This window comes from Kribbella sp. NPDC051718 (assembly GCF_040681515.1).
Lineage (GTDB): Bacteria > Actinomycetota > Actinomycetes > Propionibacteriales > Kribbellaceae > Kribbella.
On sequence record NZ_JBFAYZ010000003.1, the window covers coordinates 24,767 to 49,587 of the forward strand.

A 24,821-nucleotide genomic window follows, 5' to 3' on the forward strand; every position below is an offset into this window, starting at 1 on the left:
CTAGCGGGTCAGTGCGTCGCCGCGGAGGACCAGGGCGAGGATGCTGATGGCGGCGACTGCGATCGTGGCCAGGAAGGGTGCGTTCTTCCACAGGACGATCACCGCGAGGAGGACTGCGACAACGGCGAGGGTGAGCCAGCCGATCGCGCCCAACGGGCCCGGCGGGGCGATCGCCAGGAGGGCCGTGGCGATCGCGAGGGGGAGCGGGGCGGCGTACCGGGCTAGGTTGCCTAGGTGTTGGGGCCAGCCGGTGACGCCGGTGGCCAGGTCGTCGGCTAGGTCGGGGACGACGTTTGCGAGGTGGGCGCCGACGCCTAGGAGGGCGGTGGCAGCTGAGGCCCACCAAGGGGCCCAGACGTCGGCGGTGCCGAGGGTGACGAAGGACGGGAGTAGGCCGAAGGCGACGGCGTACGGGAGCCAGGAGATCCGGGTCGACTTGAGACCGAGGTTGTAACCCCAGGCGGCCGCCACCCCGACCAGATGCGCCAGGCCGGCCAGCACGCCGCTGGCGAGCGAGAGTGGGACGCAGGCAACTACCATCGAGATCGCGCCGATCCACAGGGTCCGGCGACTCACCAGTCCGAGCACGACTGGTTTGTCGTTCCGGTGGACACTGGTGTCGCGGGGTGCGTCAATCGCGTCATTGCTCCAGCCGATCGAGAGGTGGCCGGTGAGGATTGCTGCGGCGACTAAGAGGCATCCGGAGGCGTTCCGGCCTGCCGACCAGGCGACAACGGTGACCAGAGTGGTGACGGCAACGGTCGGGCCGGGATGGCTCGCCATCGCGAGCCCCTTGAGTACTCTCAGCCCACTCACCGACCCAACGATGCCACGATGACGCGCATCGCCGCCGTACAGGCCGCGTTGCCGCCCCATCGGTACGCGCAGCACGAGCTCACCGACGCGTTCGCCGAGATCTGCCTCCCCGACGGCAAGGGGATCGGCCTGCTCCGCCGGCTGCACGCGAACGCCGGGGTGTCCCATCGCCATCTGGCGCTGCCACTGGAGCGGTACGCCGCGCTGAAGGACTTCGGCGAGGCCAACGACGCGTGGATCTCGGTGGCTGTCGACTTGGGCGCCGAGGCGGTGTCGGGGGCGCTGGCGGCGGCCGGGCTCACGGTGGATGACGTCGACGTGCTGATGTTCACCACCGTGACGGGTGTCGCGGCGCCGTCGATCGATGCGCGGGTCGCCGTGCGGCTCGGGCTGCGTCAGGACGTGAAGCGGATGCCGTTGTTCGGGCTGGGGTGTGTCGGGGGCGCGGCCGGGGTTGCGCGCCTACATGACTATCTCAAAGCTTGGCCGGGGCATGTCGCAGTACTGCTGTCGGTGGAGCTGTGTTCACTGACGCTGCAGCGGGATGACTCGTCGCTGCCCAACCTGGTCGGTGGTGCGCTGTTTGGTGATGGGGCGGCGGCCGTAGTACTGACCGGGTCGGAGCATCCGGCTGCGGCGGGGCCGTCCGTGGTGGCGACGCGGTCGCGGCTCTATCCGGACTCGGAGCGGGTGATGGGGTGGGACGTCGGGTCCGGTGGGTTTCGGATCGTGCTGGGGGCCGACGTACCGCAGGTGGTTCGGCAGTACCTCGGTGGTGACGTCACTGCTTTTCTGGCCGAACATGCCCTGACGATTCCGGAGATCGGTACCTGGGTGAGCCACCCGGGTGGGCCGAAGGTGCTCGAGGCGGTCGCGGAGACGTTGTCGTTGCGGCCGGGGGCGCTCGATCTGACGTGGAAGTCGCTCGACGCGGTCGGCAACTTGTCGTCATCGTCGGTACTGCATGTGCTCGGTGACACCCTCCGGCTGGATCCTTCGGGTATGGGCGTATTGCTCGCGATGGGCCCAGGCTTCTGTTCCGAGCTCGTACTCCTGGAGTGGTGATGGACTCGTCGTTGTGGTGGTACGTCGCGCTGGTGCTCGTCGTCGGGCTCGAGCGGGTCGCCGAGCTGGTCGTCTCGTTGCGCAACGCCGCTTGGAGCTTCAAGCAGGGTGGAGTGGAGTCGGGCAAGGGGCACTACCCGTTCATGGTGGTGCTGCACACCGGGTTCCTGGCCGGGTGTCTGGTCGAGGCGATCGTGGCGGATCGGCCGTTCATCCCGGCGCTCGGGTGGACGATGCTGGCGGTCGTGGTGCTGGCGCAGGGGTTGCGGTGGTGGTGCATCTCGGTGCTCGGGCATCAGTGGAACACGCGCGTGATCGTCGTACCAGGATTGTCTTTGGTTGCCGCTGGCCCCTATAAGTTTCTCCGGCACCCGAACTACGTCGCCGTCGTCGCGGAGGGGATCGCGCTGCCGCTGGTGCACACGGCTTGGGTGACGGCCACCGTCTTCCTGCTGCTGAACATCCCGCTGCTGACGGTCCGGATCCGCGCGGAGGAAGCGGCGTTGGACTCAGCGCTGACAAAGTGATCGACCTCCTCGTCGCCGGCGCCGGCCCAGCAGGCGCAGCCACCGCCATCCGCGCCGCCCTAGCCGGCCTGTCGGTCGTCGTCGTAGAGCCCCGCCCCACCCCCATCGACAAAGCCTGCGGCGAAGGCATCTCCTTCACCGCTGTCGAGTACCTCCAACGCCTAGGCGTCTCACTCGAAGGCCGCCCGTTCCACGGCATCCGCTACCTGGATGCATCCCACGTAGTAGACGCCCGCTTCCGCTTGGGCCCCGGCCTAGGAGTACGACGCACCACTCTCCAACGAGCCCTAGCTCTGCGCCTGGCCGAACTAGAAATCCCCATCATCCCCACCCGAATCTCCACCATCACCCAAAACCAACACTCAGTAACAGCCGCCGGCATCACCGCCCACTACCTAGCCGCCGCCGACGGCCTCCACTCCCCAACCCGCCGCCAACTCGGCCTAGGCATCGAGGGGTCGGGCCGCACTGCCCAAGGACTGAGCGCCGAGCAAGCTCGGCGCCTGCGGTCGGGCGCTGATCGCTCGACTGCCCCGCCTTGGCCCCGCCTGCCCCGGCTCTCCGCCCTGCCCCGCCTTTCCGCAGCCCGCGATGCGGCGCAGCCGCGTCGCGGGCTGCGGCGGCATTACACCGTTCGGCCGTGGTGTGACTTGGTTGAGGTCTACTGGTCTCGCCTCGGCGAGGCCTACGTGACTCCCGTCGCCGATGACCTGGTCGGCGTCGCCATCCTCACCTCTGAGCGCGGCTCCTTCGACAGTCATCTGGAGGCCTTCCCCGCGTTGAAGCGTCGGCTCGCCGGTGCAGCTGAGGCGTCAGCTGTGATGGGAGCCGGCCCGCTTCGCCAGCGGGTCCGGCGGAGGGTTGCCGGGCGGGTGATGTTGGTTGGGGATGCGGCCGGTTACGTCGACGCGCTGACCGGTGAGGGGATAGCGGTGGCTTTGCGGACCAGTGCTGAACTGGTCCGTTGCGTCGAGCGCAACACCCCAGGTGCGTACGACGCAGCCTGGCGCCGGGTGTCCTGGGAGTGCCGGTTCCTCACCGGTTCGTTGCTCTGGGCCCGCAACAGATCGTTGCTGGCTCCCCACATCGTCCCGGCGGCGACGCGACTGCCGAAGATTTTCGGTGCCATCGTCAACCAACTCGCCTGACCCTGCTCCAGAACGCGCGTTGGCCCGGCGATCGCTCAGACAATCGCCGGGCCCACACGCGACCGAGCATCCTGGTGAAATGCTCGCTCGGGTTGCTCCAGCCTCCTGGTGAAAGGCTGGAACGATCTGGCCCCAGCCTCCTGGTGAAAGGCTGGGACAAGCTCTCGGTGTTTCTGAGTTAAAGATTGCCAGCCGCATGTTGCCCATCCGTTGCCGGAATATGAAGCCTTGTTACTTAGCCCGGTGACCTACGTCTCAGTGCTCCGTGCGGACTGCCGCGATCTGCAGCTGCAGAGCCAGCCGTTCGAGCGGGCTGGACAGGTCGAGCCGGGCGATCTCCCCGATCCTCTTCATCCGGTGCCGCAGCGTGTTCGTGTGCAGATGCAGCTCTCTGGCCGCCTGCTGCGGCTGTCCGGGATAGTTCAGCCACGCCTGCAGGGTGTCGACGAACGCGGTGTCGTGCTCGATGTCATGCCGTAACAAAGTAGCGAGCGGCCCATCCAGCTTGGTCGTGTCAAGCGAGGTGACCGCCCGGTGAACAGTAAGGACGTGCCACGCCTGCTCCACCCGCAGCGCCGGGCCGGGCGCGAGGTCACGGCGTACCAGCCCCAGCAGCTCGACCGCCTCGGCCCGAGAGCTGGGCAGGTCGGCCGCACCACGGGCACGCCCGCCGGCCGCGGCGGTAGTACCGGGGAAGTCTTTGGCCAGGTCTATGACCAGCTTGCGCAGCCAGCGCCACGAGCCAGGCCCATCGCCGTCCGAGACGACCGCCAGGACAGTGCCGTCCAGGTCGGCCAGCTGGGGCTCACTCCAGCCATGGCGGCGACCAGTGGACTCCCAGAGGTCCAGCTCTTGCGGTACGTCGTACGCGGCCGGCGAACCAAGCGCCACCACCCGCCACGGCGCCGGCGGCAGCCGTACGTCGAGCGGAGTGTCAGGGGAGAACTGCCGCAAGACAGTGCGCAGCCTGTCGATCGCACTGCGCCTAGCGACGTCCGCCTGAGCCCTGAGCCGCAGCATGTGCAGCGCAAGTACCGACGCCGCGTTACTGAGCTCAGTAGTCACCTCCGCACTCACCGGCCCATCCACTACAGCCCAGATGGATCCCAACCACTCACCACCAGCCCGCACCGGTACTACCAGTCGTGGCCGAATACCGTTCGGCCCGTCCGGTACTAGGAAGGGCTCGCTCGACCGGGCCAGCCGCCTGAAGATCCCTCGAGCCCGGAAGTGCGCAATGACCTCAGCAGGCACCCGCCGGCCGACAATCGTCGACACCCGTGTCGGGTCCGTGTCGGACACGTCATGGAGGCTCGAGTACGCCAGTACGCGCGACTGGTTGTCCTCGATGGTCACCGGCGCGTCAACGATGGCTGCGGCGGCATCAGCCAGTGCGAAGAGCTCCTGGTGCACACCGGCGTCTCCAGCCGCGGGGGAGTCCGGCGCAGCCGCCCTGTCGATCACACCCCGCAGCAGCCACACCACGTGGGCCCAGGTGACCGACGGCTGCAGCGCAACCAGGGTGAGCCGCCGCTTCTCCGCCTGCGCCACCACCTCCGGGTCCTGGGCCAGCGTCGTCCGCAGGATGATCCCGGACGCGTTGCCGACAGCACAGCGCGCTACTAGCTCCACTGCCTCCTCCGGACTGCCCAGGCCGAAGCCCAGCACCAGGTCGCCCGGCTGACCGGTCGAAGCCTCCTGCGGATCGGCGAGGAAGACATCGCGCACCTCACCGTCGCCCTGCCCGGCGACGACGATCTCGAAGAGGGCCGGTCCGACGGCGACGACCAGGTCAGGGACGGTGATCATGAAGTTATTGTGCTCTTGCCACTGTCATCAGTGCCAGCTGTGGTGCGATCGCACCATGACAGCGGTTCCTGGCGGCCGCACCATCGATACATGGTCGCTTCCGTGCAAGGCACTCACATCGTCCCGGACCGGGTCGCCGTAGTCGGCGCCGGCATGGTCGGTCTCGCCACCGCCTGGTTCCTCCAGGAGGCCGGCATCGAGGTCACCGTGCTGGATCGCGAAGGCGTCGCCGCGGGTGCCTCCTGGGGCAACGCGGGCTGGCTGACCCCCGGCCTGGCGACTCCGCTGCCGGAGCCGGCCGTCCTCAAGTACGGCATCGGTGCGGTGCTGAGCCCCTCCTCGCCGGTCTATGTACCGCCGACGGCAAGCCCGCGGCTCATCTCGTTCCTGACCCGCTTCGCTCGCAACAGCACCGCCGGACGCTGGAAGACCGCGATGGAGGCGCTGGTGCCGATCAACCGGCAGGCGCTGAACGGGTTCGACGCACTCGCCAAGGCGGGAGTCGAGGCCGAGACGTACGAGGCGAAGTCGTTCCTGGCGGCGTACCGGACCGAGGCCGAGCGCTCGGTGCTGCTCGAGGAGATCGAGCACATCCACGCGGCCGGCCAGGGCATCGAGTTCGAGGCCATCACCGGTGACGACGCCCGTGAGATCGAGCCGTCGCTGTCCGACGAGATCGGCGCGGCGATCCGGCTGCACGGCCAGCGCTTCATCAACCCGGGCGAGTACGTGAACATGCTCGCCGACTCGGTCCGCGCTCGCGGCGGAAACATCGTCACCGGCGTGACGGTGAAGGACATCGTGGACGAGATCCGCGGCGTCCGGATCGTCACGGCGGATGGTGAGAGCACGCCGTACGACGCGGTCGTGATGGCGACCGGTGCGTGGCTCGGCGATCTGGCGCGGCAGTTCGGCGTACGGACCGTCGTGCAGGCGGGGCGCGGCTACAGCTTCAGCGTCCCGATCGCGCACGTGCCCGCCGGACCTGTGTACTTCCCGGCGCAACGGATCGCCTGTACGCCGCTGGGCGACCGGCTCCGGGTCGCCGGGATGATGGAGTTCCGCAAGCCCGACGCCAAGCTCGACCCGCGCCGGATCGACGCCATCGTCGAAGCGGCCCGGCCGCTCCTGCGCGACGCCGACCTCGACGCCCGAACCTTCGAGTGGGTCGGCCCGCGCCCGTGCACCCCGGACGGTCTGCCGCTCATCGGCGCCACCTCGTCCCCGCGCGTCTTCGCCGCCGGCGGCCACGGCATGTGGGGCATCACCCTCGGCCCGATCACCGGCCAGCTCCTGGCCGAAACCATCACCACCGGCCGCACCCCGGTCGAATTGGCCCCCTTCAACCCTCTTCGCTGACCCTCCGGCCAACCGGCCTCTGGCCGGCAGACCGGACTCAAGAGCCCAGCTGCAGCCGGGCTCCCTCCCCACCGACCACCCACGAACTCCCGTCGCGGCCGAGCCGTACCCCAGCCGCCTCTTCCGCGACGGGACCAGACGGCCTCCACCCTGCAGGAGACCACCGGCCGGCCCCGCCATCTCCCGGGGCTCCGGCAGCACCACCCCGGGCCCGCGACTCCGCGGTCCCCGGCAGCACCACCCGGGCCTGTGACCCCACAGCCCCGGCAGCCCCACCCCGGAACCACAGATCCGGGCGCACCACCCCAGGCCCCTCACCAAGGCCCTGGCGCACCACCCCGGGCCCCTCACCAAGACCCGGCGCACCACCCAGGGCCTTCTCACCAGGGTCCTCGGGGCACCACTCGATCCGCTCACCACGGATCGGCAGCACCACCCGGATCGCTCACCAGGACCCGGCAGCTCTAACCGGACTGCTCACCGCGATCCGGCGGCACCATCCCGGGACCACAGGCCCGGGGTAGTAGTACCGGCGATGTCCCGGCCCCTGTCGGGAAGTCGTCAGCACCACCGGCGGCCGCACCCAACGGCCGGCCAGTAGCACCGGCAGCTCCGTTGAGACCACAGCGGACCTGCCAGCACCGGCGGATCTCCCGCAGCAACCGGCAGATCCGCCAGCACTACCCGGTATCAGTACGGCGCCTGCTCTGCGGATACCGGCAGCACCACCCGCGGCTCCCACCCTGCTGGGAGACCCGCGGCGAAGTACCCGGATTCCGCGGAGCCTCACCCCCGGAACCCGGTAGCGGTCCAGCACCCGAGCGCCTGACGGGACCGTGAACGCAAGACCCGGCTCCCGCGATGCCGCGCGGGAGCCGGCCGCACCACCCAGTGCCCGACCCGGAAGCAGCAATGGACCTTCTGGCCAGAGCACTCGGTGCCCCGAGGTCGGAAGACCAGGGCACCAGCGGTCCTCGGGCGGAGGACCGTCAGCACCACCCGGCCCGGCCAATGACGCCCGCGCTGGAAGAGAGCGTGGCTCCCCTCGGGAGCCACGCTCTATCTAATTCCGCAGGGCCGTATCCGCGCCGATCGGCTCAGCAACCTTGAGCTCGTCGAGCCGTCCACTCAGATACCCCCGGATCCATTGGTACGCCTCAGCGCCGAGCGGCAATCGCAAAGGTGAATCGTCCCGCTCAACAGCGTCGATGATCGCCTCAGCGGCCCGCATCGGATCTCCGCTCTGCGTCCCATGCGACGCCTCGAAAGCAGCCCGAGCCGGCCCGATCAGAGCCGCATAGTCCTGCAGCGGCTGCCCCCAGCTCAACGACCGCCCACCGAAGTCCGTCCGGAACGGCCCCGGCTCGACGATCGTCACCCGGATCCCCAGCGCCGCGACCTCCGCCGCCAGCGCCTCCGACATCGCCTCCAACGCAGCCTTCGGCCCCGCGTACGCCGTACCGCCCGCGCCAGACGTCACGCCCACCACCGAAGACATCTGCACCAGATGCCCCGACCGCCGCGCCCGCATCCCGGGCAACACCGCCCGGGTAACGGCCAACGCCCCGAACAGATTCGTCTCGAACGCCGCCCGCAACTCCTCGTCCCGGTGCTCCTCGAACGCCCCGAGCAACGCAGACCCCGCGTTGTTCACCAGTACGTCGATCCCGCCGAACGCCTCCTCCGCCGCAGCCACCGCCGCCCGGACACTCGCCCCATCCGTCACATCAAGCCGCGCCACTCGCACCCGCCCCGGCGCCAACTCCTCCAACTCCGCAATCCGTCCAACACCCCGAGCAGTAGCCATCACCCGATCGCCCCGTCCGGCCACCACCTGAACCAATGCCCGACCGAGCCCACTGCTCGTCCCTGTGATCAGCCAACTTTTCGCATCCATGGGCATCAGCTTGGCCAAAACATCGCATCGTTGTAAAGTTTTATTCGATGAACGGTTTGCGTGAGCGGAAGAAGGCGGCTGCCCGGCAGGCGATGTCCGATGCCGCGACTCGGTTGTTCGAGCAACGTGGCTTCGAGGAGGTCACGCTGAGCGAGATCGCCGCCGCCGCCGACGTCTCGGTGAAGACGATCTTCAACTACTTCGGCAGCAAGGAAGACCTGTTCTTCGACGCCGAGCCGCAGGCCCTCGAGAACCTGCTGGCTGCCGTCAGCTCGGACGCGGTCCGAGACCTCCTCCTCGAAGGCCCGATGCTCGACCTCAACTGCCCCTGGCCCGTCGTCGACCAGAACATCTACGAAGGCCTCCGCGCCTTCCACCTCTGTGAGAACGACTCCCCAACCCTCAGAGCCCGCCGCCTGGTCATCATCAACTCCTGGGCCACCCCGCTGACCGAGGCCACGAACTCACCAGCCTGGTCCGCCATGCTCGTCGGCCTCCTCGCGCTCCGTCATCAACTACTGGTCACAGGTCTGGTCGAGGCGCAGCCGATCACCACCATCGAAGACACCATCCGCACCACCATCGGCCGCGGCCTCGACGCCCTCGACCGCGCCTACCCACAAACCTGAGCCCCGCGTACGTAGTACGGGCAAAAGGAAGCGGTCCGGACCCGAAGTACGGGTCTGGACCGCTTCCTTATATATATAGAGCGTTTGACTCAGTGCGTGTGCGGCTCGGTGCCGTGCTCGGCCTCGTGGGCCGCGATCTGGGCGCGAACCTCTTCCATGTCGACCGCGCGGAGCTGGGTGATCAGGTCCTCCAGCGCCGGCGCCGGCAGGGCACCCGGCTGCGAGTACAGGACGACACCGTCACGCACGGCCATCAAGGTCGGGATGGAGCTGATCTGGAATGCCTGGGCCAGCTCGACCTGCGCCTCGGTGTCCACCTTGCCGAAGGTGATGTCCTCATGCGTCTCGGACGACTTCTCGAACACCGGCCCGAACATCTTGCACGGACCACACCACTCCGCCCAGAAGTCCACCAGGACGAGCCCGTCGGAACCGACGACCTTGTCGAAGTTCTCCTGGGACAGCTCGACCGTTGCCACTACGACCTCCGAAGTTAGACGAATTCGTCATGCATAACAGCGCGGACCCCGTGAGTGTTCCCGGGGCCGCCCGCGGCGCGGGACCGGGATCAGATGGGCATGTCGACGAACGGCGACTGGTAGTCCTGCACCTCGTCCAGGATGGCAGCCGCGTCGTCCGGGCTGAGGTCGGCCCGCTCTTTCTCGGCCTGGATCATCTGGCGCAGCAGCCGCGTCTCGCCCGCCGTGGCCAGGCCGGTGATCTCGGGGTGCCCGTTCAGCAGCCAGGCTGTGGCGGCCGTCACATACCGTTGCTCGTCGAACGGCCGGTACCAGGTGTCGTACGCCTTCTCCTCGCCGTCCTGCCAGTTCCGCCGGGCGATCATCTTGATCGTCATCAGCGCCGCGTCGCTGGCCTTGACCGCCTCGACGAGCGCTGCGTAGTCATCGGCGTACTTCGAATCGGTGGACAACTTGTAGTTGAGCGGCGTCAGCACGCTGTCGAAATCGAACCGGCGCAGACCCTCCAGATGAACACTCGGTGCCTCGGCGGTGTGCCCGGTGATGCCGATCGCGGACACCATGCCCTCTTCCTTGGCCCGGATCGCGGCCTCCAGCGAACCGCCCTTGCCGGTGACCAGGTCGAGGTTCTCCAGATCGCAGACGGCGTGCATCTGGATCAGGTCGACCCGATCGGTCTGCAGCCGCTCGAGCGACCGGTTGATCTCCGCCCAGGCCTCGTCGTACGTGCGCCGTCCGGTCTTGGTGGCCAGGAAGATCCGGTCCCGGATCTCGCCCATCCGCGGCCCGAGCCGCAACTCGGCGTCGCCGTAGTCGGCAGCCACGTCGAAATGGTTGATCCCCGCGTCAAGGGCCTCCTGGATCGACGCATCGGCCCGATCTTGGTCGACCCCACCGAGTGATGCCGCGCCATAGATCAGTACCGAGCTCTGGTGCTCCAGCCGCCCTAGCCGACGAGTCTCCATCGCATGTCCTCTCAAAGGTCCTCGGATGCGTCAAACACTAGTACTTTGACCCCGCGCCACGGGAGAGTTTTCCACAGGGCGGACCGGGCGATCGGTTACTATCTGTGATCAGTTGGATCGTTCTGCTTACCATGTTGTTCGCACGGGTTTTCGAACCTGTCTGACCCGTGTGGCATGGTATGCGCTGCCTGATCGACGTGATCGGGCATGAGAGAGGAGTTATGGCGACGGTACCGAAGGTGTCACGCTTCACCCGTGAATGTGCAGCGAGCGCAGAAGCGGGTAACAGTATGGCTGCGGGGAGCGATGGAGCTTCCGGATCCTGGGTTCAGGTCTCCCGGTGGACAGTCGCTTGCCGTATCCTCCCGGCTACTGTCCGCGTAACTGCTGTCTGAGGGGCGGGTAGCGATGAGTTGGTGGCGAACGTTGCTGAATCTGCCGCCAAAAGGTGAGCATTGGGCGGACCAACGGCGTACGAAGAGGTCGGGCAAGCAACGCCCGCAGAGCACCGCACCGGAGTGGTGGTCCCACCCCGATGGACCGGTGTCGCCTACGCCTCGCCAGGCGCAGGGGGTGGCAGCGCAGTACAGCCAGCCCCAGCCGCCGAACTCCGGTGGCGTGATGGCCCCTCCGCGTCGCCCACAACAGCCAGGTGCCCAGCCCCCGGCCGGGCAGGCGCCTCCGGGTGCTCCGCCCGGCCAGCAGGCGGCAGCCCGCAGTACGGGTCAGCCGTCGGAGGGCGGGACCAGGCAGCCCGAGCGACTCCGGCAGCGGTCACCGCACGGCGCCCACGCGGCGCCCGGCCCGGTCCGCGAGCCGATCCTCGAGCCCAGCCAGACACCATGGGCGACCGAGCCCGAGTCCTCTTTCTCCACCTGGGCGCGGCGGTTCTTCCGCGGCCTGGTGGTGGCCGTCCTGCTGCTCGCCGCGATCAGCGGCGTACGGTCCTGGATCCGGCCGAACACGTCCACCACGACCGGCGGCCAGACCACCCAGTCGGGATTCCCGGCCGACGAGGCCCGTGCGGTCGCGACCCGGTACGCGGTCTCCTACCTGAACTGGGACGAGACCAACCCGGACGCCCGGCCGGCCTCGATCGCCCTCGATCTGGCCGACAAACTGGACGCCCGGGCCGGCTGGAACGGTCAGGGCAAGCAGACCGCCGACAAGGCGTACCCGGGCGAGGTCAAGGTCGACCCGTCCGGCATCACGGCGGTCGTCGACGTCCGGGTGCAGGTCCGGGCGTTCACCAAGTCGGGCCGTACCTTCGTGCCCGGCCCCTACACGTGGCAAAGGGTGTCCGTGCCGGTGGCACGGACGGCATCGCGGGTCGTCGCCAGCGGCCCGCCCACCTTCGTCGCCGACGAGCGGGCAGCGCTGCCCGACAACATGCCCGGGACCGGCCAGCCGGACGACGACCTGACCGCGGCGACCGAGAAGGACGCCGAGGCGTTCTTCAGCGCCTACGCCGAATCCGACGTGAAGGTCGAGGCGGTGGCGGCGCCCGGTGCCGCGATCCACAGCCTGAACGGGGTGGTCAAGCTGGACGACCTGGAATCGTGGCAGGTTTACGCCGGAGACGACAACGAGCGCCGGGCCACGGCCGCCGTTACCTGGGACGGGGCCGGGGACGCGACCCTCAAGCAGACCTACACGCTCACTCTTCGGCGTACTGTCGCCGCGGACGGGGCACAGCGATGGCAAGTGGCTGCCGTCGGATGACCACAGCAGACTGCCGTCGGATGACCAGAGCACCAAGGGAGATACCGCAATGATGACGCACCAACTCGTCGCGAGCGTGGTGGAGCTGACCGCGCCGATGGCCGACAGCAACGTCCCCACCGGGGCGGATTTCAAGGACTGGGTCCTGGTCATCGCGGGGAACATCTTCATCGCGATCCTCGTGCTGCGCGCGATCGGCCACTACTTCAAGCGCGAGTGGGGCGAGCTGTTCGGTCACATCGCGGCCGGGGTGCTGGTCGGTGGGCTGATCTACGCCAACAACCAGACCATCAACGTGCTCAAGGGCTTCTGGGGATTGCTGGCCGGAGGTAATTGATGCGTGTCGGCCGCACCCTGACCCACCATTTCGAGATCGAGACCCGGCAGTACGACCTGCTCGGGATCGACCTCGGAGAAGGCGCCCGCCGGCGGATGATCATCTTCGGCGCGGTCATCATCCTGGTCTGGATCGCCCTGCTCGTCCCGTTCATCGGGGTGCCGCAGAAGGCCACCGTCAGCCTGTACATCGTGCCGCCGTTCGTGATCACCGCCTTCGGCTGGCGGGCGGGCCGGCACCACGAACGCCGCCGCCGCGTGACCGAGTGGGCGCTGGCCGTCCGCTACGCGTTGCGCGCCCATCGCCCGATCATCGGACTCGGCGCGCGGGCCGCCGACAAGACGGAGTACCTGCCATGGCGTGAGCGCGTCGCGACCCAGAAGGTGGCCAACCTGGCGAAGGCCAGGGTGACCCCGGAATGGGAACGCGAGGACGTGGTGGAGCTCGACCCACAGGTCCGGGCCGGTGCGGAGATCACCGTGAACCAACGGGCCCGCCTGCTCGGAGCGGACCACGTGCAGAGGGTCAGTCGCAGGACGTCGTCGGGACTGCATCGTTCGAATAAGGGGCACTGATGAAGATCGCTGACAAGCTCCTGAACCTGGTCGGTGTCGGCCGCGAGCGTGGCCTGCCGCCACCCCGCCTGGTCGCCATCGCCGACGGTCTGCTGGTGACCGAGCGCAGCGCCGAGGCGTGGTTCCTGATCTCGGTCGCGAACACCGACCTGGCCACCGAGGGCGAGCAGGACGCCGCGCTCGACGCCGCGGTCAGCGCTGCCGCGACGATCCTCGGCGACCGGCTCAGCCACCTGAAGGTGGTCTGGGGCCGCTCGACCGGTCTGGACTACATCGACAGCGTGGCCGGCCACTACCGGATCGGCGATCACGAGGGCTGGGCGCAGACCCGCGCCGACCGGATCGACGAGATGCGGATGCCGGAGCGGTACGTCGCGCTCGGCGTGCACCTCAGCGACCGCGACCCGCGGGCGACCGCGCAGGTCCGCGGCTCGATCAGCGACGCCCTCGGGACCACCTCGTGGCGGGTGAGCGCGCGCGAGCTCGCGCACCTGGACGAGCGCGTCCACAAGCTCGCCCGTCAGCTCGGCTCGACCGTCTGGCGCGCGCACACGGCACCCGCCGAGGTGATCTCCTGGCTGATCAGCCGCGAGATGCACCGCGGCGCAGTGGCCGCACCCCGTCGCGGCCTGATCACCGGCGCGTCGCTGGCCCGCTTGACGTCCGGCCGCGTCGTGCCGTATACGGATCACCTGCGCATCTACGACACCCGCGGCCAGATCGCTGCGTACACGAGTGTGCTGGCGATGACGGACTTCCCCGAGGAGCTCGAGACACCGGGCGCGGGGGAGTGGCTGCGGACGCTGTCCGAGATCAAGGCGATCGACGACGACGGTGACGAGATCGACGTCACCGTCGAGGCCTCGGTCCGGTTCCGGGTGCTGACGAAGAAGACCGCCCGGCACCTGGTCGACGAGACCCGCAAGTCGGCCAAGGAGCAGCGCCGGTCGGCCGCGAAGGGCACCGCCGAGGAGACGGCCGACGAGATCGTCGAGACCGAGCGGATCATGCGTGAGGTCAAGCGCGACATCAACCGCAGCGGCCTCACCCTGGTCGAGGACCACCCACGGCTGCTGGTCAGCGCGGATACCCGCGAGGACCTCGAGGCGTATGTCGACGCCGTCGTAGCGCATTACGCCGACCGCGGCATCACGGTGGCCGCCGGTGCGGACGAGCAGCGGGACCTGTGGCTGGAATCGCTGCCAGGCGACCAGCTCCGGGTGCCCGATCTCGGGCACGTGCGGGAGTCGACCGCGTTCTTCGGCTCGTGGTTCTGGGGCGGGGCGTCGATCGGTGACGCGACCGGTCCGGCGATCGGGTATCTGACCGGCTCGACGCCTGGGTTGGTGCGCTTCGACGCGGCTGCCGGTTCGGCGTTGGGTGACGCGACGACGACGTTGTTCCTTGGCCGATCGGGTCGAGGCAAGACGACTGCCGCGATGTTGGGTGGGCTTGATTCGGCTTTTGCCGGGGCTTGGGTTCCGCTTTTGGACTTGAAGGGTGATGCTGCTGGGGTGTCGGCGGTTGCCGCGGAGTACGGCGTACCGACTGCTGTCATCGAGATCACCGCCCAGTTCTCGGGCGCTGCCGACCTGCTGCGCGTACTCCCTGTGGACGACGCTTTGCTGCAGGCGCCGTCGCAGCTCATGTTGCTGCTGCCGCCGCATCTGCGGGGCGCCGCCGAAGCGCCCGTCATGGCGGCGACACGGGCGGAGATCCAGTCGCCCGATCCGTCCTCGTGGGGAGTCATCCAGCGGCTGTGCGCGGCTGAATCGGAGACCACCCGGACTGTCGGGTTCGCGCTGCGCGACCTGGTTGAGACCGGCCTCGGTTCGGTTGTCGCCGGTCCGCCGTCGGGTCTGTCCTCACTGACGACGAACCCGGGCCTCTGGGTCGTACAGATGCCCGGCCTGACCCTGCCCTCGCCGGAGTCCGCGCCCGAGTCGTGGTCCCCGATCGAACGCGTCGGTATGGCCTGCCTCCGCGGCTGCCTCGCCTGGATGGTCCGTACGACCGGCCGCCGAGAGTTCCGTGGCCGCTCCAAAGTCGTCATCGTCCCCGAGGTCCACCTCCTGACGAAGACGCCCGACGGCGCGTCGTTCCTGGACTACATCGCCCGGGTCGGTCGTGCTCTCGGCGCGTCCCTTGTCCTGGACACCCAGGACCCGGCTTCGATCCTGAAGCTCCCCGGCCTGGTCGAGCAGATCACCACCCTGTTCGCCTTCAGCCTGCGCTCCCGCGAACAGGTCGACTCGTTGTTGGAACTGCTGGGCCGGCCGCAGACCGCGCCGTACCAAACCCTGGTCCGCGGCATCAACACCGCCGCCAACGGCAAGAGCATCCGCCACGGCCACTGCATCATGCGAGACCGCTGGGACGAGGTCGCCACCGTCCAGATCGACATCCCCAGCCAGCGCGTCGCCGAACTCCTCCGCACCACCCCGGAGTCCGAGCACGACTTGGAACCGACCCAGCCGATCCTCCCGCCGTACGAGGACCCGGACCCCTTCGCCGAAGACGACGAAGACCGCGCCGACGCCCTGCAACCCGCCGCGGCCGCCGCCTCCCAAGCCGAAGCCCACACCCAGGAACCCGTCCAGGACACCCCCCTGCCATCGGTCCCGGTAGTAGAAACCTCCAACCACCACGCCCCGGCGACCCCGACGCCCACCCCTTCTCCCAACGGCGTAGACCACCACCACCCACCCCGCTACGACGAACCAATCGGCCCCGACGAGGTCTACGACCAAGAAGCCGACGAAGCCGCCTACAACGAAGCGATGTACCCCGCCACGGACCCCGACCCGTCCCCCTCCAACGGCAACGGCAACGGCTCCGGCAAGAAGGAACACGTCGCATGAGATGGTCCCGCCGTCTCCGCACGGCGCTCACCGTCCTAACGATCTCCTTCATCGTCACAGCCCAGGTCGCCCTGGCCGCCGATCCCCACACAGGCCCCACCAACCCCACCGGCTTCGGCGACCTCCTCCCCACCCCCGACCTAACCCACGGCGACAGCAGAACCCTCTTCGAGTCCTACAGCCCCATGCTGTACACGCTGGACTTCGATACGGGTATCACCGATGGCTTCAACATGATCTTCAACGGCTATGCGGCGCTGGTCATGATGTACGTGACCGCGATTACCCGTGCGGCCATCTCGGTCGGCTGGTGGTTGTTCTCGTTCACCGATGTCTCGTCGCTGACCACTGCGACGTCGACGACAGTCGGCGCCACAGGCACTCAACTCGCGGGATGGTTGTTGCCTTCGGCACTGGCCTTCGGAGCTGTCGCCGCCTACACCCAGCGGAAGACCTCAGGTAGCGCGTTGGGCCAACTGCTCTGGGTATTCGCGGCGGGCTTGCTCAGCATCAGTTTCGCGGTCGCCCCGGCGACCTGGATCCGCGGCGTGGACGGCGCGAGGCAGCTCGGTGCCGGTGCGGTGATGACGGCGTCGTCGGATGCGATGGGTTCGACCATGCAGACCCCTGTTCCGTGGCCCGAGCCTGGCTTCACAGGAACACCGAAAGAGACGTTGCTGCGTAAGTCCGCTGATTCCAGCTGGCGTGGATTCGTCGTGACGCCGTGGTGCATTGCGGAGTTCGGCTCCATTGCCGCATGCGAGCGCTACGGCAAGGGACTGCTGGACGTCGGCACCGATACAGAGGCTCGATCCAAGTACATCAATGACGTCATCACGCCGGCGGAAGGCGGTAGCGACGCTCCGACCGTCAAGTGGCTCAAGGGCGACAATCCGTTCGGTCGAGTGAGCGTGGCGATGATCGCGGCGATCGCGGCCACCCTCTTCGCTTTCCTCAATATCGCCTTGGCTTTCACAGCCCTGATGGCGTTCATAGGTTGCCTACTGCTTTTGGTGGTCGGGGTCTTCTTCGCTTGCCTTTGGATCATTCCGGGCAGACCACGTCAGTGGGGGCTGAACTGGTTCGAGGCATTGATCGGCCTGGTGTTGCAGTCCTTCCTCGCGATGCTGATCTTCGGCACGGCACTGACCCTCCTCACCGCCGTTTTCAGCTTGAGCGGGAGCTTGGGGTGGCTGCCGGTCACTGGTCTCGCAATCTGCGTCTTGATTGTCGGAGTCCGCGTTCGGCGGCTGCTGGACAGCCTGACGACGATGATGCGTCCGGGGACCGGAAGCATCATGCTGGGCAACCTTGCGCGTCGCGGCGCGACGGGTGCGTTGCAGCGGCTGACGAGCGCGATCAGCAACAGAGGCGTCACGTCGCCGACGCCGTCGGAACGGAATCGCGAGCGCTCTGGCCAGCCCGGCGCTGGCACCCAGCGGGTGTCTACAGTTCGGGTATTCCGGCAGGCGCCGGCGGTCGGCGCGATCGGGCGATCTACGGCGTCGGGTGGAAGCCCGTATGAGTTGACCACGGGCGCGGAGAGACGGAAGCCAGAGACAGGAGGCACCTCCGCAGCTGCGGGTAGGCCAGGTGGCACCGGACTGGTTACGTCTGAAGCAGCTAGCGTCGGTGGTGCCGGTTCCGGACGCAAGGCGTCTGCTTTGAGCCTTTCGCGTTCGCGGACGCAGACCCACGGGGAGGGCCGCCGTACCATCTCGGTCGGCACAGGTTCGGCGGGTGTCGCCACATCGTCGGCTAAGGCGCCACGATCTGCTCCGTCAGATGCTCAGCGCCCCGCGCGTCACTCGAAGCGGATCCAGGCCGCGCCGGTCAGCGAACCTCGTTACGAGCCGCGTTCCTACGTGCAGTCCGCGAGCCTGCGGGACGGCCCGCCGAAGGGGACGTCACGTCGGCGGCCCACTTCGGCGAAGCAGCGTCGGTTCCGGGAGTACTCGCAGTTCACGAAAGACGGCGTGACTGTGCACGTACCGAAACGTCGGTGATGGGCGATGGCAGGTAGAAAGCGCGACAAGGACCCTGATCCGCGACAGTCGGGTCAGCGTCCTCTTCCGCCGGAGCCGGACAGCTGGCGCTCGGTCATCAACAACGACTACGACTACCCCGAGGAACTCGACGAGCTCAGCGGTCGCGAGCGCAGGCGGGCCAAGAAGACCTGGCGTCGCGACGACCACGCGGCGCGGATGGCTTGGCTGCGCAGTCAGCGGCAGGCGGAGCCGGTCTCGCCCGCGGCGATCGTCGTGCTCGTGGTCATCGTGATGGTGGTGATCCTCGGGCTCGGCGGAGGCCTGCCGAAGATCCTCGGTGGAGGCGACGACGAGAAGCAACCGGTGGGACTCCTGACGCCGGCCCAGCCGATCCCACAGCCGACTGCTCCCGGCACAACCTCGACCTCGATCTCGGAGCAGCCGAGCGCTACGCCGACGCAGTCGACGCCGCCACCAGAGACCCATCGTCCGCCGCCGGCGGCAATCGCCGGCGCCGTGAAGGTGGTGGAGACCTGGGCGCGCGTTTTCTACACCCGCGATCCGGCGGCTGAGAGCTATTCGCAGCTGATCAACAAGACTGCTGAGTATGTGACCCCGGGAGTGGGAGCCAGCTTCGCCGCGGCAGGTGACTCGACGTACGACGCGTTGAAGGCAAGCAACGGCCGGTCGACGGTGGTCGCGGCGGTGGTCAGCCTTCCACGAGCCGACGTTGCGCCGGTCGACACGGACACCCGAGTTGCTCGCCTCTTGAAGGTGACGATCCAGACGACCGGCACGAAGCCTCAGCGATTCGACGTACCACTGCTGGTCACCGTGATCGCGGAAGAGGGCAAGTGGCTGATCAGTGAGGTCTCCGGCGGCACCGGGCCATGAGGATCGCGAGAGGAGGCCGAGATGTTCGACGCTCGTAACGCGTCTCGGGCCGGCGGCTTGATGAGCGCCGGCCTGGTTCTCAAGGCTGTCTCAGCGATGGCGTTGGTCGGGGTGGTCGGCCTCTTGATGCTCGCGCCGTTCGGCGCTTCGGGTAAGTCCCAGGCTGCCTGTCTGCCACTCGCACCGGGGCAGGCGGGTGACGCGAACACCAGTGTGAAGTTGCGTCAGAACCAGATCGCGTTCGCCAGGATCATCGACGATGTGGCGGTCAAGCGGGGACTACCTGGCCAAGCCACGCTGGTCGCCCTGATGACCGCTTTGCAGGAGTCGCAACTGCAGAACCTATCCTATGGCGACCGCGACTCGGTCGGTCTTTTCCAGCAGAGACCAGCGGCCGGCTGGGGATCCGTCGAGCAGATCATGGACCCCCGCTACGCGGCGGAAGCGTTCTTTGGCGGCGTCAATCCTCCGGACCCGCCAGGCCTGGTGGACATCAACGGCTGGCCGTCGATGTCCTACAACGATGCGGCTCAAGCAGTACAGGTCTCTGGCTTTCCGGATGCTTATGGCCAGCACGAGGAAGCTGCCAAGAACATCGCGGCGTCTGCGGGGATCAACCTGAATCGCCCCGGCGATCCGTACGCGGGTCGCGCGGGTGCGCCACCCGGCGGCGGTGACGATGCCCAGGCGCTGACGGACAACAGCCAATGTGGCCAGGGACTGGTTTCCGGCCAGCCGATCAACGGCGTCTGGCCGCCCGAGCAACAAACGATCGCCGATCCGACCGGGACTGGCGGACTGGTGACGCCGCGAACCGCCGCCTGGGTAGCACTGGCTCGCAAATCGCTGGGCGCTCTCAGCATGAGCTGCTGGGACGCCCACGCCTGGAACCCCACCAGCGACCATCCACGCGGCAAGGCCTGCGACATCATGGTCGGGGGCAATTCCCGAAGATCCGCCCCGATCAAGGCAGAGGGAGACCGGATCGCCAACTGGGCCGTCCAGACAGCAGCGCAGACCGGCGTCCACTACGTGATCTGGTACGGAAAGATCTGGTCCGCCAAACGCGGCACCTGGATCCCGTACAACGGCGGCGGCGTCTACGTCCCCACCGACGTCACCGGCGGCCACTTCGACCACGTCCACGTGTCGCTCTACTGAGACCGCCCCCACCGTGCCTACCGTTGAACCCCGCCGGACCCAACCCAAGAAGGAGAGCAACACATGAGCGGCCCGCCCGACCCGTTCGATCCTCAAGGGCCGACAGGCGGCGACCAGCCTTTCCCTGCGGTGCCGCCTCCCTACGGGTACCCGAACCCTCAGCAACCCGGCCCAGGCAACAATCTTCCAGTCGGACAGCAGTGGAACCAGTTCCCGCCTGACCCGCCGGTACAGATCCCTGGCGGACAACTACCAGAGGTGTCGTCGGGGCCTCCAGGGCCAGTTCGGGTGGACGCTGGAATCGGCGCGTCTTTGGCGGTCGCTGGAGCCTGGTTCTTCTGGAGCCTCTGTGTCGTCGGGTGGCTTGGTGGATTCTTCGGGTCTACCGTCGGCTGGGCTGTAGTGGGGGCCTGGATCATTTCCGGAGCGCTGACACTCATCCGGCCGGTGGAGGACATGCTTGCTCGCCATCTGCTGCGCTTGCGACTGCCCACTTCTGTCGAACGGCAGCGGATGGGGCCCGGGTGGTATCAGGTGGCGCGTCGCGCCGGTGTAGATCCGAACCGCTTCACGATCTGGATTCAGGAATCCGAGGACGTCAACGCGACGCCAACGCCTGGCCATACGATCGCGGTCACACGTTGGGCGCTCTACACAGTTCCTGTTCATCATCTGGAAGCTGTCCTGGCCCATGAGTTGAGCCACCATCTGGGCGGGCGGGCATGGCTCAGCCTGTTGAGCTTCTGGTACTCGATTCCTGCCAGGGCGACTCTCATTGCGGCGCGAGCGCTTGGGCGTTTGATGCGGAAGATCCCAGCGCTCGGCTGCGCCGTTGTGGGCTTTCTCGTGATGGGATACACGGGGCTCGTGCTGGTCGTGCTGATCTTCGGACACGGCCGGTTGTGGCCGTTCCTGTTCCTCACACCTTTCATCGCGCCACCAATCCTTGCCTGGCTCAGCCGGTTGCAGGTGAAGCAGGCGGACCGCAAAACTGCACTTCTCGGCTACGGGACGTTGCTGGTACAGGTGCTGAACGGCTGGCAGATGCAGCATCAGAACACTCTCGGCCAGCGTGGCACTCGTCGGGCTGAGTTCATGTCGGGGCGGCCGGCGTTGGTGGATCGGGTGCATGTGTTGGAGAGCGTCCGTACGTACTGACCAAGCGGCTGTCAGTCCTCGCCGATGTAGGTGATCTCAGTCGTGGTGGCTGATGGGTTTGTGAACGCCAGCAGCTGCTCGGCCTCTGATTCGATGGCGGTGCGGGCCTGGCGGGTGAGTTTGATGAGGGGTTCGATCGTCAGAGCGGCTGTGTTCTTGGGGGTTTTGGGGCGTCTCCAGAGGGCTGTCAAGTAGCCGTCGTGGAGGATTGAGCCTTTGCTTAGGGTTTCTAGGAGGGGGCGGGTGGGAGGGGCGGGGGTGGGGTGGAAGCGGGTTCGGTTGGCGTGGGAGAGGAGGAGGTTGTCGTATTCGGGGAGGAAGCGGGTGGGGACTTCGAGGTGCTCGTCGGGGAGGGGGAGGTCGGGGAGGTCGTAGAGGGGGCGGGTGGTTTCTGGGTCGGTGTAGGTGCGGAGGTCTAGGCGGTCGAAGACTTCGGAGAGGTGGGTTAGGCCGGACCAGTTTTGGGCGTCTAGGACTGTGGCGGGGCCGTAGGCGGCTAGGTAGCGGAGGACTAGGGCGTCTACGTCGGGGGTGGGGGTGATGGGGGTGCCAAGCCAGAGGTCGGCTGTGGACATGGTGGGGTTGCCGGATTTGCCCCAGACGCCTCGGGGTGGGATTTGGATGGTGGGGAGTAGGCAGCGGACGGCGTGTGCCAGGGAAGGGGCGTCGCGGTCGGGCCAGAGGGGGGCCAGGTGGTCTCGGAGTTCGGCGGCTGTGGCAGGCGAGGCCTCTAGGCGGGCGGTGCCGGCGGCTAGGACTGCCTGCATGTCCAGGCCTTCCAGGCGTTTGCCGCCGTAGGTCGTGTTGGAGTAGACCTCGCGTTCCAGGCGGGGCTGGATGAGGCCGCGGGTGGCTAGGAAGTCGCGGCTGGACATCAGGTGGATGGTGGCTCGCATGAGGGAGCCGCGGACGGCCTGGCGGGACTCGATGAGGTCGGCCAGTTCCATGGGGTCGAAGTCGACCAGGCGGGTCCACAGGCCCACGTAGGGGGCCAGGGGGATCTGGGCTTGCATGCCCACCAGGTGTTCGATCGCTTCCAGAGCAGTTGCCGGGCGGCGGGAGGTCAGCCATTGGCGGTCGAGGGTGGCCCGGTTCTGGGCTCGCAGGCTCAGCTTGGTGGTCATGGCAGATCCTCTCCCGGGGACGAGGTCAACGCCAGCGGTGGCTGAACGCCTCGAGACGGGCCGTGTACGCCGAACGCGCAGCCGCGTCCGCAGTCAATCCCCGGTCGTCGCCGAGCAGTCGCCGGGCGTAAGCCATCAGCGGCTCAGGTACCAGCCCGTCGAGCAACCCCCACCCGGCCAGGAAGCCTGGTACCGGAGTCTCGGCCCGACGGGTGCGACACGTCCGCACGACGGCCGCCGCAACATCGGAGGGATCCACAGTCGGCAAGACCCCGCCCAGCCGCACCCCAGACGACAACGACGTCCGTACTGCGCTCGGCAACACCGCACTAACACTCACCCCCGTCCCATGCAGCTCCCGCCGAACAGCCGCCGAGAGCCCAACGGCAGCAAATTTCGAAGCGTTGTAAACCGCCATCCCCGGAAACGGAATCTTCCCCGCCATCGAAGCAATGTCGACCACATGCCCGTGGCCCCGGGCAACCATCCCAGGCACCACCAGCCGCATCCCATGGATCAGTCCCCACACGTTGACATCGAGCGTCGCCCTGCTGATCTCGTCCGACTCGTCGAGGAACGGCCCGAGCGGCATCACCCCGGCGTTGTTGACCAGTACGTCGATCCGCCCCGCCTCCCCAAGAACCGAGTCAACGAAGGCCGCGTACGACGACCGCGAAGTCACATCCAGAACTCGAGGACCGTCCAGATCACCCACATAGACGGAGGCTCCAAGCGCAGAGAAGGCCGAGGCGGTCGCCGCCCCGATCCCGCGAGCACCACCCGTGATCACCACGATGGACCGGGCGATATCGATCTTCATGAAGCCACCTCCGCACCGGAACGGATCGCATAGTCAGCAGGCGAGAACCGCCCGACCTGAGCCCGCAGCCGCCGCGACGACCACGGCCAGTTGAAGCTGTTCCGCCCATTCGCATCGCGGTAGTAACTCGCACAGCCACCGGTCTCATAAACCGTCGACCTCAAAGCAGATTGCACGGACGAGTTGAACGCCGCCTCAACCCCAGCCCGTACGGAGATACTCGACCACCCCCGATCACGCATAGCCGTCAAAGCGCCAAGTGTGTGATCGAGTTGCGCCTCCAGGATCATGAACGCCGACGTATGCCCGGTCCCCAGACTCGGCCCGAGCAGGTTGAACAGATTCGGGAAGCCGCTCACCGTCGTGCCGAGATACGCCGACGGACTGCCCTGCCAATGATCGTCAAGACTCTTGCCGGCGGCATCGAAGACGCGCGTAGCCAACGGCAGGTCGAGGATCTTGAACCCAGTGCCCAGCACCACGACATCAACAGCCGTCACCGACCCGTCCGCCCCGACAACCGAAGAGCCAGACATCGAGGCGACACCGGTGGGATGGACAGACACGTTGTCAGCAGCAACGGCCGGGTAGTAGTCATTGGACATCAGAATCCGCTTACACCCCAGCGTGTACGACGGAGTCAACGCCGCACGAAGCAACGGATCATGCACCGACCGACGCAAGTGCCAAGCGCCCACCCGCTGGATCTGCCGCATCACCGCCGGATGCCGGAAGCCCACCCCCAACGCCTCCATGCCGCCATATTCCAGAAGACGCAACAACCGCTGAGCAGCAGGCACCCGTCGCATCAGCCATCGCTCAGCCGACGGCACATAGTGGTCAGGCTTCGGCAAGACCCACTGCGCCGTCCGCTGATACAGATGCAGCGACGACACCAACGGCTGGATAGCCGGCACGAACTGCACGGCCGACGCCCCCGTACCGATCACAGCGACCCGCTTGCCGCGCAGCTCAACCGAGTGATCCCACCGGGAGGAGTGAAACAGGGGTCCGTCGAAGGACAGCGGTATCGACGGCATCAACGGCTCATGCCAAGGCCCCGTGCCCGTGATCAGTGCGCGGGCAGTGAGCGACCCCTCCGATGTCGACACCTCCCAGTGCTGCTCGGCATCCGACCACGAGGCGCGAAGCATCTCGACGCCGAAGCGGAGGTGAGGAACCACGCCGTACCGCGCGGCAGTCGACTCCAGATACGCCCGGATCTCGGCCTGCCCGGCGAAGGCGCGGGTCCACGACGGATTCGGCGCGAAGGAGTAGGAATAGAGCGCCGACGGTACGTCGCAGGCGCAGCCGGGGTAGGTGTTGTCGCGCCAGGTGCCGCCCAGCGCGGCGGCTTTCTCCAGTACTACGAAGGAGGTGATCCCGGCCTGGAGGAGGCGAATCGCCGCTCCGATGCCCGAGGCGCCCGCTCCGATGACGAGTACTTCGTGGTCAGCCATATTTCGAATACTAGTAGTATCTGGATA

The 24,821-nt window shown here is 67.5% G+C and carries 21 protein-coding genes; 13 read left to right on the forward strand and 8 right to left on the reverse strand.

Annotation, left to right across the window (positions count from 1 at the left end; translation table 11 throughout):
* Complete coding sequence (locus AB0M15_RS11825; protein ID WP_363816663.1) at positions 1–816, reverse strand: UbiA family prenyltransferase; 816 nt, start codon at positions 814–816, stop codon at positions 1–3.
* A gap of 18 nt (positions 817–834) precedes the next feature.
* Between AB0M15_RS11825 and AB0M15_RS11830 the strand changes: the two genes are divergently transcribed.
* From AB0M15_RS11830 to AB0M15_RS11840, 3 genes are read left to right on the forward strand one after another with little or no spacing between them, the layout of a single operon-like run.
* The gene (locus tag AB0M15_RS11830; protein ID WP_363816665.1) at positions 835–1,881 is read left to right on the forward strand and encodes a type III polyketide synthase; all 1,047 of its coding nucleotides are present in this window, start codon (positions 835–837) and stop codon (positions 1,879–1,881) included.
* Entirely contained in the window at positions 1,881–2,408 is a 528-nt protein-coding gene (locus AB0M15_RS11835; RefSeq protein ID WP_363816667.1) for an isoprenylcysteine carboxyl methyltransferase family protein, read from the forward strand. Before AB0M15_RS11830 ends, AB0M15_RS11835 begins: the two co-directional genes overlap by 1 nt.
* Positions 2,405–3,556 carry an FAD-dependent monooxygenase gene (locus tag AB0M15_RS11840; protein WP_363816669.1) on the forward strand — a complete coding sequence of 384 codons (1,152 nt, stop codon included), beginning with the start codon at positions 2,405–2,407 and terminating at the stop codon, positions 3,554–3,556. The genes AB0M15_RS11835 and AB0M15_RS11840 overlap by 4 nt, the downstream gene beginning before the upstream one ends.
* 255 nt (positions 3,557–3,811) lie before the next feature.
* On the opposite strand, the gene AB0M15_RS11845 is transcribed toward AB0M15_RS11840, so the two are convergent.
* Positions 3,812–5,365, reverse strand: a complete 1,554-nt coding sequence (locus AB0M15_RS11845) for a helix-turn-helix domain-containing protein (RefSeq protein WP_363816671.1) — start codon at positions 5,363–5,365, stop codon at positions 3,812–3,814.
* A 90-nt stretch (positions 5,366–5,455) separates the two neighbouring features.
* Between AB0M15_RS11845 and AB0M15_RS11850 the strand changes: the two genes are divergently transcribed.
* Complete coding sequence (locus AB0M15_RS11850) at positions 5,456–6,724, forward strand: FAD-dependent oxidoreductase (protein ID WP_363816673.1); 1,269 nt, start codon at positions 5,456–5,458, stop codon at positions 6,722–6,724.
* Between the two features lie 1,063 nt (positions 6,725–7,787).
* On the opposite strand, the gene AB0M15_RS11855 is transcribed toward AB0M15_RS11850, so the two are convergent.
* On the reverse strand, positions 7,788–8,621 hold the full coding sequence (locus AB0M15_RS11855; protein WP_363816675.1) for an oxidoreductase: 834 nt from the start codon (positions 8,619–8,621) through the stop codon (positions 7,788–7,790).
* A 47-nt stretch (positions 8,622–8,668) separates the two neighbouring features.
* Between AB0M15_RS11855 and AB0M15_RS11860 the strand changes: the two genes are divergently transcribed.
* Positions 8,669–9,250 carry a helix-turn-helix domain-containing protein gene (locus AB0M15_RS11860; protein WP_363816677.1) on the forward strand — a complete coding sequence of 194 codons (582 nt, stop codon included), beginning with the start codon at positions 8,669–8,671 and terminating at the stop codon, positions 9,248–9,250.
* 89 nt (positions 9,251–9,339) lie between these two features.
* Here the strand turns inward: AB0M15_RS11860 and trxA are convergent, their stop codons facing one another.
* Together trxA and AB0M15_RS11870 are read right to left on the reverse strand one after the other, a co-directional pair.
* The gene (gene trxA, locus AB0M15_RS11865) at positions 9,340–9,729 is read right to left on the reverse strand and encodes a thioredoxin (protein ID WP_363816679.1); all 390 of its coding nucleotides are present in this window, start codon (positions 9,727–9,729) and stop codon (positions 9,340–9,342) included.
* A gap of 89 nt (positions 9,730–9,818) precedes the next feature.
* On the reverse strand, positions 9,819–10,694 hold the full coding sequence (locus tag AB0M15_RS11870) for an aldo/keto reductase (RefSeq protein ID WP_363816681.1): 876 nt from the start codon (positions 10,692–10,694) through the stop codon (positions 9,819–9,821).
* A gap of 408 nt (positions 10,695–11,102) precedes the next feature.
* Between AB0M15_RS11870 and AB0M15_RS11875 the strand changes: the two genes are divergently transcribed.
* The 8 genes from AB0M15_RS11875 (at position 11,103) to AB0M15_RS11910 (ending at position 21,390) form a co-directional block, all read left to right on the forward strand.
* Entirely contained in the window at positions 11,103–12,416 is a 1,314-nt protein-coding gene (locus AB0M15_RS11875) for a conjugal transfer protein (protein ID WP_363816683.1), read from the forward strand.
* 49 nt (positions 12,417–12,465) lie between these two features.
* On the forward strand, positions 12,466–12,753 hold the full coding sequence (locus AB0M15_RS11880) for a hypothetical protein (RefSeq protein WP_164597436.1): 288 nt from the start codon (positions 12,466–12,468) through the stop codon (positions 12,751–12,753).
* Positions 12,753–13,328, forward strand: coding sequence for a hypothetical protein (locus AB0M15_RS11885; RefSeq protein WP_363816685.1), 576 nt, complete (start codon positions 12,753–12,755; stop codon positions 13,326–13,328). Before AB0M15_RS11880 ends, AB0M15_RS11885 begins: the two co-directional genes overlap by 1 nt.
* On the forward strand, positions 13,328–16,189 hold the full coding sequence (locus AB0M15_RS11890) for an ATP-binding protein (protein WP_363816687.1): 2,862 nt from the start codon (positions 13,328–13,330) through the stop codon (positions 16,187–16,189). The genes AB0M15_RS11885 and AB0M15_RS11890 overlap by 1 nt, the downstream gene beginning before the upstream one ends.
* Before the next feature lie 185 nt (positions 16,190–16,374).
* Positions 16,375–18,195, forward strand: a complete 1,821-nt coding sequence (locus AB0M15_RS11895; protein ID WP_363816689.1) for a hypothetical protein — start codon at positions 16,375–16,377, stop codon at positions 18,193–18,195.
* Between the two features lie 6 nt (positions 18,196–18,201).
* Positions 18,202–19,071: a hypothetical protein gene (locus AB0M15_RS11900; RefSeq protein ID WP_363816691.1), complete on the forward strand. Its 870-nt coding sequence runs from the start codon at positions 18,202–18,204 to the stop codon at positions 19,069–19,071.
* 21 nt (positions 19,072–19,092) lie between these two features.
* Positions 19,093–20,232: a hypothetical protein gene (locus AB0M15_RS11905; RefSeq protein WP_363816693.1), complete on the forward strand. Its 1,140-nt coding sequence runs from the start codon at positions 19,093–19,095 to the stop codon at positions 20,230–20,232.
* Between the two features lie 288 nt (positions 20,233–20,520).
* A complete protein-coding gene (locus tag AB0M15_RS11910) occupies positions 20,521–21,390 on the forward strand; it encodes a M48 family metalloprotease (RefSeq protein WP_363816695.1) in 870 nt (289 codons plus the stop codon).
* 11 nt (positions 21,391–21,401) lie between these two features.
* Here AB0M15_RS11910 and AB0M15_RS11915 read toward each other — a convergent pair whose 3' ends face one another.
* The 3 genes from AB0M15_RS11915 to AB0M15_RS11925 are packed head-to-tail and all read right to left on the reverse strand — an operon-like array spanning position 21,402 to position 24,794.
* Complete coding sequence (locus tag AB0M15_RS11915) at positions 21,402–22,514, reverse strand: winged helix DNA-binding domain-containing protein (protein WP_363816697.1); 1,113 nt, start codon at positions 22,512–22,514, stop codon at positions 21,402–21,404.
* A 25-nt stretch (positions 22,515–22,539) separates the two neighbouring features.
* Complete coding sequence (locus tag AB0M15_RS11920) at positions 22,540–23,334, reverse strand: SDR family oxidoreductase (RefSeq protein WP_363816699.1); 795 nt, start codon at positions 23,332–23,334, stop codon at positions 22,540–22,542.
* Positions 23,331–24,794, reverse strand: a complete 1,464-nt coding sequence (locus AB0M15_RS11925; protein WP_363816701.1) for an NAD(P)/FAD-dependent oxidoreductase — start codon at positions 24,792–24,794, stop codon at positions 23,331–23,333. Before AB0M15_RS11925 ends, AB0M15_RS11920 begins: the two co-directional genes overlap by 4 nt.
* Positions 24,795–24,821: the final 27 nt, after the last annotated feature.

Bases quoted from the DNA above. Each gene is read 5' to 3' on its own strand.
- AB0M15_RS11870 (WP_363816681.1), bottom strand. From the start codon at position 10,694: ATGGAGACTCGTCGGCTAGGGCGGCTGGAGCACCAGAGCTCGGTACTG.
- AB0M15_RS11895 (WP_363816689.1), top strand. From the start codon at position 16,375: ATGCTGTACACGCTGGACTTCGATACGGGTATCACCGATGGCTTCAAC.
- AB0M15_RS11835 (WP_363816667.1), top strand. From the start codon at position 1,881: ATGGACTCGTCGTTGTGGTGGTACGTCGCGCTGGTGCTCGTCGTCGGG.
- AB0M15_RS11900 (WP_363816691.1), top strand. From the start codon at position 18,202: ATGGCAGGTAGAAAGCGCGACAAGGACCCTGATCCGCGACAGTCGGGT.
- AB0M15_RS11885 (WP_363816685.1), top strand. From the start codon at position 12,753: ATGCGTGTCGGCCGCACCCTGACCCACCATTTCGAGATCGAGACCCGG.
- AB0M15_RS11915 (WP_363816697.1), bottom strand. From the start codon at position 22,514: ATGACCACCAAGCTGAGCCTGCGAGCCCAGAACCGGGCCACCCTCGAC.
- AB0M15_RS11855 (WP_363816675.1), bottom strand. From the start codon at position 8,621: ATGGATGCGAAAAGTTGGCTGATCACAGGGACGAGCAGTGGGCTCGGT.
- AB0M15_RS11920 (WP_363816699.1), bottom strand. From the start codon at position 23,334: ATGAAGATCGATATCGCCCGGTCCATCGTGGTGATCACGGGTGGTGCT.
- AB0M15_RS11850 (WP_363816673.1), top strand. From the start codon at position 5,456: ATGGTCGCTTCCGTGCAAGGCACTCACATCGTCCCGGACCGGGTCGCC.
- AB0M15_RS11905 (WP_363816693.1), top strand. From the start codon at position 19,093: ATGTTCGACGCTCGTAACGCGTCTCGGGCCGGCGGCTTGATGAGCGCC.
- AB0M15_RS11860 (WP_363816677.1), top strand. From the start codon at position 8,669: ATGAACGGTTTGCGTGAGCGGAAGAAGGCGGCTGCCCGGCAGGCGATG.
- AB0M15_RS11890 (WP_363816687.1), top strand. From the start codon at position 13,328: ATGAAGATCGCTGACAAGCTCCTGAACCTGGTCGGTGTCGGCCGCGAG.
- AB0M15_RS11880 (WP_164597436.1), top strand. From the start codon at position 12,466: ATGATGACGCACCAACTCGTCGCGAGCGTGGTGGAGCTGACCGCGCCG.
- AB0M15_RS11925 (WP_363816701.1), bottom strand. From the start codon at position 24,794: ATGGCTGACCACGAAGTACTCGTCATCGGAGCGGGCGCCTCGGGCATC.
- AB0M15_RS11875 (WP_363816683.1), top strand. From the start codon at position 11,103: ATGAGTTGGTGGCGAACGTTGCTGAATCTGCCGCCAAAAGGTGAGCAT.
- AB0M15_RS11845 (WP_363816671.1), bottom strand. From the start codon at position 5,365: ATGATCACCGTCCCTGACCTGGTCGTCGCCGTCGGACCGGCCCTCTTC.
- AB0M15_RS11830 (WP_363816665.1), top strand. From the start codon at position 835: ATGACGCGCATCGCCGCCGTACAGGCCGCGTTGCCGCCCCATCGGTAC.